Annotated in this window: 17 protein-coding genes; 16 read left to right on the top strand and 1 reads right to left on the bottom strand. The window is 58.7% G+C overall.

Going from position 1 to position 15,979, the window contains the following annotated elements; genetic code table 11:
• Positions 1 to 61: 61 nt before the first annotated feature.
• The 3 genes from ACR0D6_RS02085 to ACR0D6_RS02075 all read left to right on the top strand — a co-directional run bounded on the left by ACR0D6_RS02085 (position 62) and on the right by ACR0D6_RS02075 (position 3,628).
• On the top strand, positions 62 to 733 hold the full coding sequence (locus ACR0D6_RS02085) for an HAD-IA family hydrolase (RefSeq protein ID WP_480764288.1): 672 nt from the start codon (positions 62 to 64) through the stop codon (positions 731 to 733).
• Between the two features lie 50 nt (positions 734 to 783).
• Complete coding sequence (locus tag ACR0D6_RS02080) at positions 784 to 1,974, top strand: DegT/DnrJ/EryC1/StrS family aminotransferase (protein ID WP_480764287.1); 1,191 nt, start codon at positions 784 to 786, stop codon at positions 1,972 to 1,974.
• Positions 1,975 to 2,464: 490 nt separating this feature from the next.
• Positions 2,465 to 3,628, top strand: a complete 1,164-nt coding sequence (locus ACR0D6_RS02075) for an isovaleryl-CoA dehydrogenase (protein WP_170650693.1) — start codon at positions 2,465 to 2,467, stop codon at positions 3,626 to 3,628.
• A gap of 51 nt (positions 3,629 to 3,679) precedes the next feature.
• Here the strand turns inward: ACR0D6_RS02075 and ACR0D6_RS02070 are convergent, their stop codons facing one another.
• On the bottom strand, positions 3,680 to 4,279 hold the full coding sequence (locus ACR0D6_RS02070; RefSeq protein WP_480764722.1) for an OmpW/AlkL family protein: 600 nt from the start codon (positions 4,277 to 4,279) through the stop codon (positions 3,680 to 3,682).
• Positions 4,280 to 4,415: 136 nt separating this feature from the next.
• On the opposite strand from ACR0D6_RS02070, the gene ACR0D6_RS02065 reads away from it, so the two are divergent.
• The 13 genes from ACR0D6_RS02065 to nuoE all read left to right on the top strand — a co-directional run bounded on the left by ACR0D6_RS02065 (position 4,416) and on the right by nuoE (position 15,953).
• Positions 4,416 to 5,939: an AMP-binding protein gene (locus tag ACR0D6_RS02065; protein ID WP_480764286.1), complete on the top strand. Its 1,524-nt coding sequence runs from the start codon at positions 4,416 to 4,418 to the stop codon at positions 5,937 to 5,939.
• 143 nt (positions 5,940 to 6,082) lie between these two features.
• Positions 6,083 to 6,316 carry a hypothetical protein gene (locus tag ACR0D6_RS02060; protein WP_170650690.1) on the top strand — a complete coding sequence of 78 codons (234 nt, stop codon included), beginning with the start codon at positions 6,083 to 6,085 and terminating at the stop codon, positions 6,314 to 6,316.
• Entirely contained in the window at positions 6,313 to 7,917 is a 1,605-nt protein-coding gene (locus tag ACR0D6_RS02055; RefSeq protein ID WP_480764285.1) for a carboxyl transferase domain-containing protein, read from the top strand. The genes ACR0D6_RS02060 and ACR0D6_RS02055 overlap by 4 nt, the downstream gene beginning before the upstream one ends.
• Positions 7,918 to 7,998: 81 nt before the next feature.
• Positions 7,999 to 9,933: an acetyl/propionyl/methylcrotonyl-CoA carboxylase subunit alpha gene (locus ACR0D6_RS02050; protein WP_480764284.1), complete on the top strand. Its 1,935-nt coding sequence runs from the start codon at positions 7,999 to 8,001 to the stop codon at positions 9,931 to 9,933.
• Between the two features lie 42 nt (positions 9,934 to 9,975).
• On the top strand, positions 9,976 to 10,830 hold the full coding sequence (locus tag ACR0D6_RS02045; RefSeq protein WP_480448924.1) for a hydroxymethylglutaryl-CoA lyase: 855 nt from the start codon (positions 9,976 to 9,978) through the stop codon (positions 10,828 to 10,830).
• Between the two features lie 9 nt (positions 10,831 to 10,839).
• Positions 10,840 to 11,622: a crotonase/enoyl-CoA hydratase family protein gene (locus ACR0D6_RS02040; RefSeq protein ID WP_480764283.1), complete on the top strand. Its 783-nt coding sequence runs from the start codon at positions 10,840 to 10,842 to the stop codon at positions 11,620 to 11,622.
• Between the two features lie 192 nt (positions 11,623 to 11,814).
• On the top strand, positions 11,815 to 12,180 hold the full coding sequence (locus ACR0D6_RS02035) for an NADH-quinone oxidoreductase subunit A (RefSeq protein ID WP_170325678.1): 366 nt from the start codon (positions 11,815 to 11,817) through the stop codon (positions 12,178 to 12,180).
• Positions 12,171 to 12,704, top strand: coding sequence for a NuoB/complex I 20 kDa subunit family protein (locus ACR0D6_RS02030; protein ID WP_010442777.1), 534 nt, complete (start codon positions 12,171 to 12,173; stop codon positions 12,702 to 12,704). The genes ACR0D6_RS02035 and ACR0D6_RS02030 overlap by 10 nt, the downstream gene beginning before the upstream one ends.
• An 11-nt stretch (positions 12,705 to 12,715) precedes the next feature.
• A complete protein-coding gene (locus tag ACR0D6_RS02025; protein ID WP_170650685.1) occupies positions 12,716 to 13,321 on the top strand; it encodes an NADH-quinone oxidoreductase subunit C in 606 nt (201 codons plus the stop codon).
• Entirely contained in the window at positions 13,321 to 13,494 is a 174-nt protein-coding gene (locus ACR0D6_RS02020) for a hypothetical protein (RefSeq protein WP_170433422.1), read from the top strand. Before ACR0D6_RS02025 ends, ACR0D6_RS02020 begins: the two co-directional genes overlap by 1 nt.
• 1 nt (position 13,495) lies before the next feature.
• Positions 13,496 to 13,630 carry a hypothetical protein gene (locus tag ACR0D6_RS02015; protein WP_480727077.1) on the top strand — a complete coding sequence of 45 codons (135 nt, stop codon included), beginning with the start codon at positions 13,496 to 13,498 and terminating at the stop codon, positions 13,628 to 13,630.
• Complete coding sequence (locus tag ACR0D6_RS02010) at positions 13,630 to 14,853, top strand: NADH-quinone oxidoreductase subunit D (protein ID WP_480764282.1); 1,224 nt, start codon at positions 13,630 to 13,632, stop codon at positions 14,851 to 14,853. The genes ACR0D6_RS02015 and ACR0D6_RS02010 overlap by 1 nt, the downstream gene beginning before the upstream one ends.
• Positions 14,853 to 15,953 carry an NADH-quinone oxidoreductase subunit NuoE gene (gene nuoE / locus ACR0D6_RS02005; protein ID WP_480764281.1) on the top strand — a complete coding sequence of 367 codons (1,101 nt, stop codon included), beginning with the start codon at positions 14,853 to 14,855 and terminating at the stop codon, positions 15,951 to 15,953. Before ACR0D6_RS02010 ends, nuoE begins: the two co-directional genes overlap by 1 nt.
• The last annotated feature ends 26 nt before the right edge of the window (positions 15,954 to 15,979 follow it).

The following is a 15,979-nucleotide window of genomic DNA, read 5'->3' as shown; positions in this document are numbered from 1 at the left end:
ATCAAACAAGATTGCCGTTTGCAACACGGTATGGCGAAAACTCGCCGAGCAAGGAGCTAACATGGGGACGGTCATCTTTGATCTGGATGGGACATTGGCGGACACGTCCGGGGATTTGCTGGCTGCAGCAAACCACTGTTTTCGGCAGATGGGATATGGTGACGTTCTTGTGCACGGGCAGGATGCGGGGATCGCTTTGCGCGGCGGTCGCATGATGCTGACCCACGGTCTTGAGCGCGTGGGGGCCTATGACATCGAGACTGTCCACACCTATTATCCCGTGTTGCTGGATGCATATTCCGAAGCCATCGACATTCACACAAGCTTCTATCCGGGTGCGATGGACGCGGTCGAAAAACTGAAGTCCGCAGGTTACGGCGTGGGTATCTGTACGAACAAACCCGAAGCACTGGCGCATCAGTTGTTGAAACAGATGGGGGTGCGGGACAGTTTCGCATCGCTGGTTGGCGCAGACACTCTGCCCGTGCGCAAGCCTGACCCCGAACCGCTGCGCGAAGCGGCGCGGCGTGCGGGCGGTGATCCGGCGCGATGTGTGCTGATTGGGGATTCGGATACCGACCGGATTACGGCACGGGCTGCAGGTGTGCCCTCGGTATTGGTGACATTTGGTCCCTCGGGCGACAATATGGCTGCGTTGGAGCCAGAGGCATTGCTGGATCATTTTGACGATTTGCCGGGATTGGTGCCGGACCTGATCGGTGCAGCGGCCTGACAGGCGATTGTTGCCTTGACCCGGCCTGCGCCCGGCTTCACAACAGGGCCATGACAGAGAAATTCACCGGCAGTTTTACCCAGCAGGAACCTATCCCGGATGACGCGATCGACGCGGCGATGGCCGTGCTTCGCCATGGCCGTTTGCACCGCTACAACGTGGCGCCGGGCGAATTGGGTGAGACAGCGTTGCTGGAGCAGGAATTCGCGGCGCAGCTTGGGTCAAAGTACTGTCTGGCTGTGGCTTCAGGCGGTTATGCGCTGGCAACGGCCTTGCGCGCGGTTGGCGTGCAGCCGGGTGATCCGGTCCTGACCAACGCATTTACGCTTGCGCCGGTTCCGGGGGCCATCGCCTCGGTCGGGGCGAAGCCGGTGTTTGTCGGCGTTACAGAAAACCTGACCATTGACCTTGACGATCTGCGATCCAAGCTTGCGCAGGCCAAGGTCCTGATGCTGAGCCATATGCGCGGACATCTGTGCGACATGGATCGGCTGATGCAAATTTGTGATGCGGCGGGCGTCACTGTGATCGAAGATTGCGCCCACACCATGGGGGGCGCCTGGAACGGTGTGCCGTCCGGGCGAAGCGGGGCAATCGGCTGTTACTCTTGCCAGACCTACAAGCACGTGAACTCGGGTGAGGGTGGTCTGCTTGTCACGGATGACGAAGAGTTGGCGGCCAAAGCCATCATGCTGTCCGGGTCGTATATGCTGTATGAACGCCATCTGGCTGCTCCCCCGGCAGAGGTCTTTGATCGGATCAAATACCACACTCCGAATATTTCGGGGCGAATGGACAATTTGCGGGCTGCGATCCTGCGACCTCAGCTACGCGACCTTGATGCGCAGGTGGCGCGATGGAACGAACGCTACCAAGTGATCGAAAACGGATTGCGCGGTACGCCCGGGTTAACGGTTGTGGAAAGGCCCGAGGCTGAAACCTATGTCGGCTCTTCCATTCAGTTTCTTTTGTTGGACTGGGCTGCCGAGCGCATTTCAGAGGTCATCCGCCGTTGTGCTGCGCGCGGGGTCGAACTCAAGTGGTTTGGCGGGGCAGAGCCCACCGGCTTCACGTCACGCTATGACAGCTGGCGCTATGCAGAAAGCGAGCAGATGCCCGAAAGTGACCGCGTTCTGGGCGGCATCATGGACATGCGTGTTCCGCTGACCTTTACGCTGGAGGATTGCAGCCTGATCGCGCGCATCATTCGTGCCGAAGTGGGTGCGGTTTATCAATCCTGAGAGCCATTGCCGCAGGTTATGGTGATGTCGCACAGAGTGTTTTTTTGTTGCCACCACTCTTCGAGGTTTTTCTGCGGCTTGCCTGCCGGGATGGTAGTTGGTGAAAGGGAAGCAGCATTGCCGCTTGTTGGGCGGGAGTGGACCGGAATGCGCATAATCGTGTGTCAGTGTCTGTAACGGCACCGTTGCCGGAGCTGAATTGGCGATTGTCTTGGGTGCCGTTGTTGCCCGCTTGCCTTCAGAAACGCGCTATCCGGGTCGGTTAGCGGTTTCGCTGTCAAAAGTTTCGACAACCCTGTGACTCGATGGCTCTGGCTTAAAATTGAGCGACATTGGTCGGTTAGCCAAATTCATTATTAGGAATTGATGCGCGTTCAGTGCATTTGCACTCCTTGGTCGCGACCGGGTGCAATTACTGTGCTTGACCCACCGCGCTGTCCGTGTCAATTTATTTGAACAGATGTTCATTAATTCCGGGAGGAGAGCGGGGATGTTCACTGCGACAATGCAATTCGATCTGGGTGAAGATGTGAACGCCCTGCGTGAAATGGTACACCGCTGGGCGCAGGAGAGGGTCAAGCCGATGGCCGCCGAGATCGATGCCAGCAACGAATTTCCCAACGAGCTTTGGAAGGAAATGGGCGAGCTGGGGCTGTTGGGCGTAACCGTGCCCGAGGAATATGGCGGTGCCGGGATGTCCTATCTGGCCCACACCATTGCGGTGGAAGAGATTGCGCGCGCCTCGGCTTCGGTTTCGCTTTCATACGGTGCGCATTCCAACCTCTGCGTGAACCAGATCAAGTTGAACGGCAACGAAGAGCAGAAGCAGAAATATCTGCCGCGCCTCGTTTCTGGTGAACATGTGGGCGCGTTGGCGATGTCCGAACCTTCGGCCGGGTCGGATGTGGTTTCGATGAAGCTGCGCGCCGAAAAGCGCAATGATCACTACCGCCTGAATGGCAACAAGTACTGGATCACCAATGGCCCGGATGCCGATACGCTGGTGGTCTATGCCAAGACCGACCCCGAGGCCGGTTCGAAAGGCATCACGGCCTTTTTGGTCGAAAAAGAGATGAAGGGGTTCTCGACCTCTCCCCATTTCGACAAGTTGGGTATGCGCGGGTCGAACACGGCTGAGCTGATCTTTGAGGATGTGGAGGTGCCGTTCGAGAATGTGCTGGGCGAAGAGGGCAAGGGTGTTGCCGTTCTGATGTCCGGACTGGATTACGAGCGGGTGGTGCTTGCAGGGATCGGAACCGGCATCATCGCGGCTTGTTTGGACGAGATCATGCCGTATCTGGCCGAGCGCAAGCAATTCGGCAAGCCGATCGGAACCTTCCAGCTGATGCAGGGTAAGATCGCGGATATGTACACGGCCATGAATTCTGCACGGGCCTATATTTACGAAGTGGCCAAGGCCTGTGACCGGGGCGATGTCACCCGCCAGGATGCAGCGGCCTGTTGTCTGTACGCTTCGGAGCAGGCGATGACACAGGCGCATCAGGCCGTGCAGGCGATGGGTGGGGCCGGATTCCTGTCGGACGCTGCCGTCAGCCGCATATTCCGTGACGCCAAGCTGATGGAGATCGGTGCGGGTACCAGTGAAATTCGCCGGATGTTGATCGGGCGCGAATTGATGAACGAAATGCTCTGAGCGTGAAACGCCCCGCAGCCGAGGGAACTGCGGGGCGTTTCGGTGAAAGGATCAGAAGCGATGGACGTAGGACACGCCAATCAGCCACGGATCGATTTCGGCTTTGCCGATGTTGCGTCCGTTAAGCGTGACATCCGAGTCGATATCGAACCAGCGGACGTTCAGCCGAACACCGTTGTCATCGTTGATCATATAGTCCAGGCCAACCTGCAGCGACACGCCGAACGAGTCGTCGATCTTGAGGCCGGGGAGCTCTTCGTCGAAGAAGGTGGTGTAGTTCAAGCCGGCGCCGACGTACGGTTTCCAAGCGCTGTTGGTGGGGAAGTGATAGTTCAACGACAGGGTGGGCGGCAGTTGTTTGACGCTGCCTGCGTCAATGCTGCCGCCGAGCGTGATGTCATGCTTGAACGGAGTGGCGGCCAGCAACTCGATCCCCAGATTGTCCTGAATAAAGTATTCGACGGTGAAGATCGGGCGGGTGTCAGAGCTGATATCTGTGCTTTGGCCAAGGACCGTGCCGTTGTCGGATTTGGGGTTGAGGTATCCAAGTCCGATACTGGCCGTCCAGTCGCCTTTCGATTGCGCAAACGCGGGCGCTGCAAGTGCGACAAGCGCAGTGGACAGAGTCAATGCGGCGAGTTTCTTGTTCATCTTCAAGCCTTTGGTTTCGTTAACACACACGCATTGCGCCATGCGCAACATGCTCTCTCTGATCTGTGTCAAAACGAGTGCTGTGAGTTCCATTCGGCTCGACCCGAGGCGCCCAATGAAATAAGGGAAATTCGCCATGCCTCGCTCTGAGCGCATACCCGGATTGCATTCAGCGGGCGGCTGGGATGTGCCTGATCGGCTGAATATGGCAAGCCAATGCCTGTCCAAGCCGAAACAGCAAGTTGCACTGATTGATCTGACGGAAGGTAGTTTCAGGCAGGTCACCTATGGTCAGCTGTCAGACATGACGGATGGAATCGCTCGCGCGCTTCTGCAGCGGGTGCGGCCCGGTGATCGGGTTGGTGTATTGCTCAGCCAGTCGCCCTGGTGCGCGGCTGCCCATCTTGCGATCTGGAAGATCGGGGCGATTTCGGTTCCCTTGTTCAAACTGTTCAAACGGGACGCCCTTAAGTCCCGCGTTGGCGATGCGGGTGCCCAATTTGTGCTGACCGACGCCGAGGGCGCCGCCATGCTGACGGATCTGGCCACCCCGTTGATCGCAGCTGAAATCGGTGAAGCTGGTGAGCCAGTGCCATTCGCCGATATTAGCTCCGAAGACCCTGCGGTGCTGATCTATACCTCCGGGACAACGGGCAGTCCTAAGGGTGCATTGCACGGTCATCGCGTGTTGACCGGCCATCTGCCCGGCGTTTCGATCAGTCACAATAACCTGCAGGACGGTGATTGCTTGTGGACACCTGCCGACTGGGCCTGGATCGGTGGATTGTTCGACGTGCTGATGCCGGGATTGGCGCTGGGCATTCCGGTTGTTGCCGCAAGGTTGGAGAAATTCACGCCCGAGGCCTGCGCCGAAGTGATCGAACGCGGCGGTGTGCGCAACGTGTTCTTCCCGCCCACCGCATTGAGGATGCTCAAGGCTGCGGACCAGTCCATTCCGGGCCTGCGCTCTGTCGCCTCGGGCGGTGAGCCGCTGGGCGCCGAAATGCTGGCTTGGGGGGAAAAGGCTTTCGGCCTTACGATCAACGAATTCTACGGTCAGACCGAATGCAATATGGTCGTCTCCTCCTGTGCACGGGATTTCCCAGTGCAGCCCGGCTGTATTGGTAAGCCGGTGCCGGGGCATGTGGTTGCCGTCATCGACGATGACGGTAATCCGACAGAGGAAGAGGGCGATGTGGCCATCCGGCGCGGTTCGGCCTCGATGCTGCTGGAATACTGGAACCGACCTGAGGCAACGGCCGAGAAATTCCGGGGTAACTGGCTGATTACCGGCGATCGTGGCGTGTGGGAAGGTGACTATTTGCGTTTCGTGGGTCGGGATGATGACGTGATAACGTCCGCTGGATACCGCATCGGTCCGGCCGAGATCGAAGATTGTCTGCTGACGCACCCGGCAGTGGCGACGGTGGGCGTGGTCGGCAAGCCCGACCCGCTGCGGACCGAGATCGTCAAGGCTTATGTTGTGCTGAAACCGGGGGGCGAGGCGTCGGGCGCTGAGTTGCAGGAATGGGTCAAGGACCGTCTGGCGCAGTATTCCTATCCCCGTGAGGTCGCATTTCTTGAGGAACTGCCGATGACGGTGACCGGGAAGGTGATCCGGAAGGAACTGAAGGCGCGGGCGGCGGGGGAAGTGTCTTAATGAGCATTTCTGATCGCATAAGCGGCCTACGATGCCCAAATTGCACCACTCTATTGCCGAGTTGGAAAATGTGGGGGACCGCTTATGGTACGGACGTTGGTGTCAAATTCGTACACTGCATAAATTGCAACGAGAAACTCCGTGTGACTGCGTTTTCAACGTTTGTCTATTGGGTTGTCTGCTTTGCTTGCGCCTTTGCCGTTTCCTATTCGTTTGATTTCGAAGGAGGTGGCAAAACCGTTCAGGAACTGCGCGAATTGTTTAACTGGCCCGGATTTCTGCTCGGTACGCTAAAAATCGTTAGCGTTCTTATCGTAACAATCTGGGGCGTTCTTCCGTTGGCAAACCGTTTATTCAAAATCGAGGTGGCTGAATGAAGCTCACATCCAAAGCTATGCCTACTTCAGAGGGCTTCAAGGCAAACCGCGCAGCGCATCTCGACGCGCTGGCGCAGATATCTGCCGCTGCCGAAGCAGCCCGCATGGGTGGCGGCGAGAAATCACGCGCACGCCATGAATCGCGCGGCAAGATGCTGCCCCGCCGTCGGGTTGCGAACCTGCTGGACCCGGGGTCTCCGTTTTTGGAAATTGGTGCAACGGCGGCGCATGGGATGTACGGCGATGCAGCTCCGTCCGCCGGGGTTGTTGCCGGTATTGGCCGGGTGCAGGGGCAGGAGGTCATGGTGGTCTGCAACGACGCCACCGTGAAGGGCGGCACCTATTATCCGATGTCGGTCAAGAAACACCTGCGCGCGCAGGAGATCGCCGAGGAAAACAATCTGCCCTGCATCTATCTGGTCGATAGTGGCGGCGCGAACTTGCCCAATCAGGATGAGGTCTTTCCAGACCGAGACCATTTTGGGCGCATCTTCTACAATCAGGCGCGGATGAGCGCGAAGGGCATCCCTCAGATCGCGGTGGTCATGGGGTCTTGTACGGCGGGCGGCGCTTACGTGCCCGCGATGTCGGACGTGACGATCATCGTCAAGGAGCAGGGCACGATCTTTCTGGCCGGCCCGCCTTTGGTCAAGGCCGCAACAGGTGAGGTTGTCAGTTCCGAGGATCTGGGTGGCGGTGACGTCCACACCCGTTTGTCCGGTGTGGCCGATTATCTGGCCGAGGATGACGCCCACGCGCTTGCACTGGCGCGCCGCGCGGTTGGATCGCTGAACCGACGCAGGCCGCAGACGGTGGATTGGGCCAGCCCCGAAGACCCGGCATATGACCCCGAGGAAATCCTAGGCGTTGTCCCGGCTGATCTGCGCACTCCTTATGACATTCGTGAAGTGATCGCCCGGCTGGTTGATGGATCGCGTTTCGACGAATTCAAGTCGCGCTTTGGCGACACACTCGTGACAGGGTTTGCCCATGTCAAAGGCTGCCCGGTTGGGATCATCGCCAATAACGGCGTGCTGTTTTCAGAGGCCGCGCAAAAGGGCGCGCACTTTGTCGAGCTGTGTTCGCAGCGCAAAATCCCTCTGGTGTTCCTGCAGAACATCACCGGATTTATGGTTGGACGAAAATACGAGAACGAGGGCATCGCGCGGCATGGGGCCAAGATGGTGACCGCCGTGGCGACGACTTCGGTGCCCAAGATCACCATGCTCGTGGGTGGCTCGTTCGGGGCCGGGAACTACGGCATGGCGGGCCGCGCCTATCAGCCCCGGTTCTTGTGGACATGGCCGAATTCTCGCATCTCGGTCATGGGTGGAGAACAGGCGGCAGGTGTGCTGGCCACCGTCAAACGAGACGGCATCGAACGGCAGGGCGGCACATGGTCGGTCGAGGAAGAGGCCGAATTCAAACGCCCGACGCTGGAAATGTTCGAGGAGCAATCGCATCCCCTCTACGCGTCCGCGCGCCTATGGGATGATGGCATCATCGATCCGCGCAAAAGTCGTGATGTCTTGGCGCTGTCGCTGAGCGCAGCCTTGAATGCGCCCATCGAGGAGACACGTTTCGGCGTGTTCAGGATGTGACCGCGATGGAGAATTTTCTGAGAAAGTTCTTTTGGCAAAACCCTTCTTTGAAGGATTCCGCCGGGGAAGGAAAAGTTAAGCATGTTCAATAAAATCCTGATTGCCAACCGGGGCGAGATTGCCTGCCGGGTGATGGAAACGGCTCAGAAGATGGGTGTTTCCTGCGTGGCCGTTTATTCGGACGCTGACGCCGCAGCCAAGCACGTTCAAATGGCGGATGAGGCGGTGCATATCGGTGGTGCGGCACCTGCAGAAAGTTATCTGAAGGGGGATGTGATCATTCAGGCCGCGCTCGATACCGGCGCGAAGGCAATTCACCCCGGTTATGGCTTTTTGTCTGAAAACCCCGATTTCGTGGATGCTGTTGAGGCTGCGGGTCTGACCTTCATCGGCCCCTCGGCGGCAGCGATCCGCAAGATGGGCCTTAAGGACGCGGCCAAGGTGCTGATGGAACAGGCCGGAGTTCCGGTGGTTCCCGGATACCACGGTGACAATCAGGACGACGAACACCTTGCCGGAGCTGCTGATGCCATCGGCTATCCGGTGTTGATCAAGGCAGTTGCCGGCGGTGGCGGCAAAGGCATGCGCCTTGTGGAAAGGCCCGAGGATTTCGCAGCGGCTTTGGACAGTGCACGGGGTGAGGCACGCACCGCGTTTGGAAACGACGCCGTGTTGGTCGAGAAATTCGTCGCCAAACCGCGTCACATTGAAGTGCAGGTTTTCGGCGACGGCACAAACGCGGTCCATCTGTTTGAACGTGACTGTTCGCTGCAACGGCGACATCAGAAAGTGATCGAAGAAGCCCCGGCCCCCGGCATGACGACCGAGATGCGTGAGGCGATGGGGCAGGCGGGTGTGCGTGCGGCCGAGGCGATCGGATACAAGGGTGCAGGTACGGTTGAGTTCATCGTCGATGCCTCGGACGGATTACGTCCGGACCGCTTCTGGTTCATGGAAATGAACACTCGATTGCAGGTTGAACACCCCGTTACCGAGGCGATCACCGGCATAGATCTGGTTGACTGGCAACTGCGGGTCGCCTCGGGAGAACGCTTGCCTGCGCGGCAAGAGGAGTTGGCGATTTCAGGTCATGCTTTCGAAGCGCGGCTTTATGCAGAAGACGTGCCCAAGGGCTTTTTACCTGCCACCGGAACACTGACGCATCTGGAGTTTCCGAAAACGTGCCGCGCCGACAGCGGTGTTCGGGCAGGTGATACAATCAGCCCCTGGTATGATCCCATGATTGCCAAGGTAATCGTGCACGGCCCAACGCGTGAGGTCGCGTTGGCGTCGTTAAGCCGCGCCTTGTCCGGAACCGAGGTCGCAGGCACCGTCACAAATCTGGCATTCCTGGGTGAACTGGCGCGGCACAATGGCTTTGCTTCGGGGGACGTGGATACCGGGCTTATTGCCCGGGATCTTGATTCACTGGTGCAGGAGGCATCGCCTGAACCGATACAGACAATCGCCGCTGCGATGGCTGCGTCTCAGTTGACGGATACTCAGGATGTTAGTGGCTTCGCCCTCTGGGCACCGTTGCATCGCGCCATTCAACTAACTTGGGGCAGTGACGTCGTGAATCTGGATGTTCAGGTGCAATCTCCTGATCTGCAAAACTGGACAATCGACGATACCCGGTTCGTTGCAGAGCGGAGAGATGGTGTCTGGTGCTTAGAAGGTATGAAGTTGCCTCGGGTTGCAATCTCCGGTTCGGTCGCTACGGTTTTTGGCGCCAACGGGACGGTGTTTGGAATTGTTGATCCGCTTGACCGCGACACCAGTGCCACCGGTGATGTCAACGTGATCGAGGCGCCGATGCCGGGGTTGGTCAAGGCCGTGTTTGCGAAAGCAGGTCAAACGGTCAAAGAAGGTGACCGGATGGCCATTCTGGAGGCCATGAAGATGGAGCATTCGTTGCTTGCGGCGCGCGATGGTGTCGTGGCGGAAGTGCTGACCGACGCGGGCAGTCAGGTCGAAGCCGGCGCGGCACTGGTGAGGTTGGAAGAAGTCGAGTGATCCGGCAATCCCGGCGTAATTAAAGGAACTTCGGAGGGAATAATGGGCGACCGCGTTGAAATTTTTGAAGTTGGCCCGCGCGACGGGTTGCAGAACGAGGCACGCGAAATTCCTGTCGCCAGCAAGGTCGCGTTGGTCGATTGCCTGAGCCGTGCTGGCTTCAGCCGGATCGAGGTTGCCAGCTTTGTCTCACCCAAATGGGTGCCACAGATGGCGGGCAGCGGCGAAGTTCTGGCGGGTATCACCCGTGCAGACGGCATTCGCTATGCGGCGCTGACCCCCAACATGCGTGGATATGAGGATGCGCTTGCCGCGAAAGCCGACGAGATTGCAGTGTTTGCATCGGCGTCGGAGGGTTTCTCGAAAGCGAATATCAACGCGACAATCGAGGAATCGATAGAGCGGTTCGTGCCAATCCTCGAAGCTGCACGCCACATCGATCTGCCGGTGCGTGGCTATGTCTCGTGCGTGACCGACTGCCCCTATGACGGCCCTACGCCGCCGGAAAAAGTGGCCGAAGTCGCGGATCTGCTGTTCTCGCACGGGTGTTATGAAATTTCGCTGGGCGATACGATTGGTCAGGCGACGCCGGACTCGATTGCACATATGCTTTTGGCCGTCCGCGAACGGGTTCCCGTAACCCGATTGGCTGGGCATTTCCACGACACGTCAGGGCGTGCCATCGACAACGTCGACGCCTCGCTGGCGCTGGGTGTGCGGGTGTTCGATGCAGCGGTTGGCGGTCTGGGGGGATGCCCCTATGCGCCGGGGGCTGCCGGAAACGTGGCGACCGAGGCGCTGGCTGCGCATCTTGAGCGGTTGGGATACGAGACCGGGCTTGACCTCGCGGTTATTGAGGAGGCGGCGACAATGGCGCGCGCCATGAGGCAGGAATAAGGGCAAGGCATGTTCGAAACGATCTCACTGGTGACCGATGAACGGGGTGTCGCGACGCTGACGCTTAACCGTCCAGAAAAACACAACGCCATGTCTGCACAGATGATTTCTGAACTGACTGAGGCTGCCAAACGTCTTGCCGGGGATGATGCGGTGCGGGTCGTGGTTTTGACCGGCGCGGGTAAGACGTTTTGCGCGGGGGGCGACCTGGGATGGATGCAGGCCCAAATGGCGGCTGATCCCGACACCCGGTTTGCTGAGGCGCGCAAACTGGCCGAGATGTTGCAGGCGTTGAATACACTGCCCAAACCGCTGATCGGCGCGTTGCAGGGCAATGCTTTTGGTGGCGGTGTAGGGATGGCATCGGTCTGTGATGTGGCAATTGGCGTGAACAGCCTGAAAATGGGACTGACCGAGACTCGTCTGGGTCTGATCCCGGCCACGATCGGACCATATGTAATAGCCCGGATGGGTGAAGCGCGCGCGAGGCGCGTGTTCATGTCCGCACGATTGTTTGACGCGTCCGAGGCGGTGGAGCTTGGGCTTCTTGCAAAGGCGGTGCCATCAGATGATCTGGCGGACGCGGTCGAAGCCGAGGTGGTGCCATATTTGTCCTGCGCCCCCGGCGCGGTTGCCTCGGCCAAGCAACTGATCGGGACACTTGGTCCTGGAATTGATGACAACGTGATCGACCAGACGATTCAGGCGCTGGTCGACCGCTGGGAAACGGACGAGGCCCACGAGGGGATCGAAGCGTTTTTCGGGAAAAGAAAACCTGCATGGAAAACTTAGGTTTAGCATCTGTTGCCCGAAAGTCGACAATCGCAAAACCAGTTGGAAATCTGTCCCGATTTGTTCCGAATAATGCGCCGGTGCGTGGTTGTGTTCGGTTGACCCTCTGACCCCGCGCGGATAGAGAATGTCCAGTCAACACGCCAATTGACGGCGCACCCTTTTGGGGCACGCGCAGGAAAGGAGCTATTCGTGGAAGACCTGTTGCGGGAGTATCTCCCGATCCTGGTGTTTCTTGCCGTTGCCGTAGGCCTTGGAATCGTCCTGATTCTTGCGGCTGTGGTTCTGGCCGTCCGCAATCCCGACCCCGAAAAGGTCAGCGCATATGAATGTGGGTTCAACGCCTTCGACGATGCGCGGATGAAATTCGACGTCCGATTCTATCTGGTCTCGATTCTTTTCATCATCTTCGATCTGGAAATCGCCTTTCTTTTCCCATGGGCCGTCGGGTTCAAGGACATCAGTGATGTCGGGTTCTGGTCGATGATGGTGTTCCTGGCGGTGCTGACCATCGGCTTTGCCTATGAGTGGAAGAAAGGGGCCCTGGAATGGGAGTGATGACGGGCGCAAACACCGCCGGCGTCGACAAGGAAGTCGCCACCCAGGCCCTGAATGCCGAGTTGCAGGACAAAGGGTTCCTGCTGACCTCGACCGAAGACATCATTAACTGGGCCCGTACCGGCTCGTTGCACTGGATGACCTTTGGTCTGGCCTGCTGCGCGGTTGAGATGATGCACACCTCGATGCCGCGTTATGACGCGGAACGGTTCGGCATCGCCCCGCGCGCCTCGCCGCGTCAGTCCGACGTGATGATCGTGGCCGGTACTCTGACCAACAAGATGGCCCCAGCGCTGCGCAAGGTCTATGATCAGATGCCCGAGCCGCGCTATGTGATCTCAATGGGTTCCTGTGCCAACGGTGGTGGTTACTATCACTATTCTTATTCGGTTGTGCGCGGCTGTGACCGTGTCGTGCCGGTCGATATCTACGTCCCCGGTTGCCCTCCGACAGCTGAGGCGTTGCTGTACGGCCTAATGCAGCTGCAACGCAAAATCCGCCGCACCGGCACCATCGTACGCTGAGGAGAGAGCTGATGAGCGACGCACTCAAGGAACTCGGCGCGCAGTTGGAGCTGAAACGGGCCGATTGTGTTCTGTCCTGGGATGTGACCCATGGCGAACTGAATGTCGATGTCGCCCCGTCGAACCTGGTGGAGTTCGTGGAGTTTCTGAAATCCGATCAGAACTGCAAATTCTCATCACTGGTTGATATTACTGGCGTCGACTACCCCGAACGGGTCAAACGGTTCGACGTGGTCTATCACTTCCTGTCGATGTACCAGAACCAGCGTATCCGCCTGCGGGTGTCTATCCGGGAAGAGGATATGGTGCCCTCGATCGTGGATGTTCACCCCTCGGCCAACTGGTTCGAGCGTGAAGTATTCGATATGTTCGGCATCCTGTTCTCGGGCCACCCAGACTTGCGGCGCATCCTGACCGACTATGGTTTCCGCGGCCATCCTCTGCGCAAGGATTTCCCGACCACCGGCTATACCGAGGTGCGGTACGATGAGGCGCAAAAGCGCGTGGTCTACGAACCTGTCAGTCTGGTGCAGGAATACCGTCAGTTTGATTTCATGTCACCGTGGGAAGGTGCGAATTACATTCTGCCGGGGGATGAGAAGCAGGAGACCGAATAATGGGTGGCATCTGGTGGCTGATCCTGTCTGCGCTGACCATCATTCCGATGGTGAAGATATTGCCGTTTTTCGGGATCAACAAATACTGGTGCCTTCTTTGTCTGATCCCATTTGGCACGATTGCGTTGCTGTGGTGGGTTGGATTGAAACTGCAAGAGCTGGAGCGCCGTTGAGATGCTGATGCTGCTGGGGGAACTGTTCGCACTGGGTGCGCTGGGGGTCCTGCTGGCAGGGGCTGCAGCCAAAGCTGCCGAGGCGGAAAAGGTCCGGGTTCGGGCCGAAGCGAAAAAGAACAAACGGGGGCGTTGATGGACGGCTCAAGATACGATGACGGCAGCACGGACGCGCTGAGCGGAGAACAAAAGATCCGCAATTTTAACATTAACTTCGGCCCGCAACACCCTGCGGCGCACGGAGTTTTGCGTCTGGTACTTGAGCTGGACGGCGAGATCGTCGAACGCTGCGACCCACATATCGGCTTGCTGCACCGCGGTACCGAAAAGCTGATGGAAAGCCGGACGTATCTGCAGAACCTGCCGTACTTTGACCGTCTGGACTATGTGGCCCCGATGAACCAGGAACACGCCTGGTGTCTGGCCATCGAAAAGCTGACCGGGGTCGAGGTTCCACGCCGAGGATCACTGATCCGGGTGCTGTATTCCGAGATCGGGCGCATCCTGAATCACCTGCTGAACGTGACCACGCAGGCGATGGACGTCGGCGCGCTGACCCCGCCACTGTGGGGCTTTGAAGAACGCGAAAAGCTGATGGTGTTCTATGAGCGGGCCTGTGGCGCCAGACTTCACGCGGCCTATTTCCGCCCGGGCGGTGTGCATCAGGACCTGCCGCCGGAACTGCTGGACGATATCGAGGCGTGGAGCCACGAATTCCCGACAGTTCTCGATGATATCGACGGTCTGCTGACAGAAAACCGCATCTTCAAGCAGCGCAACGCTGATATCGGTGTCGTGACCGAAGACGATATCCAGAAATATGGTTTCTCGGGTGTTATGGTGCGTGGGTCTGGTCTGGCATGGGACCTGCGTCGCGCGCAGCCCTATGAATGCTATGACGAATTCGAGTTTCAGATCCCCGTCGGCAAGAACGGCGACTGCTATGACCGTTACCTCGTCCGCATGGAAGAAATGCGCCAGTCGCTGCATATCATCCGTCAGGCCATCGCCAAGCTGCGCGACTGCCCGGGCGACGTTCTGGCACGCGGCAAGATCACCCCGCCGAAACGCTCGGACATGAAGACTTCGATGGAAAGCCTGATCCATCACTTCAAGCTTTACACCGAAGGCTTCCACGTCCCCGCGGGCGAAGTGTATGCCGCCGTCGAGGCCCCCAAGGGCGAGTTTGGCGTTTATCTGGTCGCCGATGGCACCAACAAACCCTACCGCGCCAAACTGCGCGCGCCGGGTTTCCTGCATCTGCAAGCCATGGACCACGTCGCCGGAGGGCACCAGCTGGCTGACGTCGCCGCCATCATCGGCACCATGGACGTCGTATTTGGAGAGATTGACCGCTAATGCTCCGCCGTCTTCATCCCGAACAACCCGAAAGCTTTGCCTTCACCGTTGCTAACCAGCAATGGGCCGAGGCGCAAATCACCAAGTACCCCGAGGGGCGTCAGGCCAGCGCGGTCATCCCTCTGCTGTGGCGCGCGCAGGAACAAGAGGGCTGGTTGACCCGTCCGGCGATTGAATCTGTCGCCGACATGCTGGGCATGGCCTATATCCGCGTGCTTGAGGTGGCGTCCTTTTACTTCATGTTCCAGCTGCAACCGGTTGGGTCCGTTGCGCATATTCAGGTGTGCGGCACCACGTCGTGCATGATCTGCGGGGCCGAGGATCTGATCGCAGTCTGCAAGGAAAAGATCGCCGCCAAGCCGCATGAGCTGTCCGCAGATGGCAAGCTGAGCTGGGAAGAGGTGGAATGCCTCGGGTCCTGCACCAACGCGCCGATGGCTCAGATCGGCAAAGATTATTACGAAGACCTAACTGCTGATAGCTTTGGCAAAATCCTTGATGATCTGGCGGCGGGTAAGGTGCCGACACCGGGGCCGCAGAATGGCAGGTATGGGGCCGAACCGCTCAAAGGATTGAGCAGCCTCAAGGACTATGAAAGCGGCAAGACACAGTACAATGCCAGCGTACAGCTGGCTGCGGACATTGGCGACACTGTCAAGCGGATCGACGGGACCGAGGTTCCGATCCTGACCCCTTGGCTGGGCAAGGATGGTAAGGCCGCGGCGACAAAGGCGGCGCCGAAGCCGCCCAAGGCTCCGGCTCCGGCGAAACCTGCGGTGAAACAGGCGGAAGAGGCTCGGGCGGCAAAGGAAGATCAGCCCGAAACTCTGACCGGTCCTCGTGACGGGAAAGCCGACGATCTGAAGCTGCTCAAAGGCGTTGGGCCCAAGCTGGAAGAGACGCTGAATGAGCTGGGCTTCTACCACTACGACCAGATCGCGGCCTGGACTGCGGAAAACGTGGCATGGGTAGATGCGCGGCTGAAGTTCAAGGGCCGGATCGAGCGTGACGGCTGGATCGAACAGGCTGGAAAACTTGCGGCGGGTGAGGAAACCGAATTCGCCAAACGTGCCAAGGAAGACGGCACTTACGAAGACTAAATGACGGTGCCCATCCAGGGCATCAG

The organism is Ruegeria sp. BJ6, from assembly GCF_056537885.1.
Note: the sequence above shows the minus strand (reverse complement) of the source record. Positions and strands in the feature narration are given on the sequence as shown.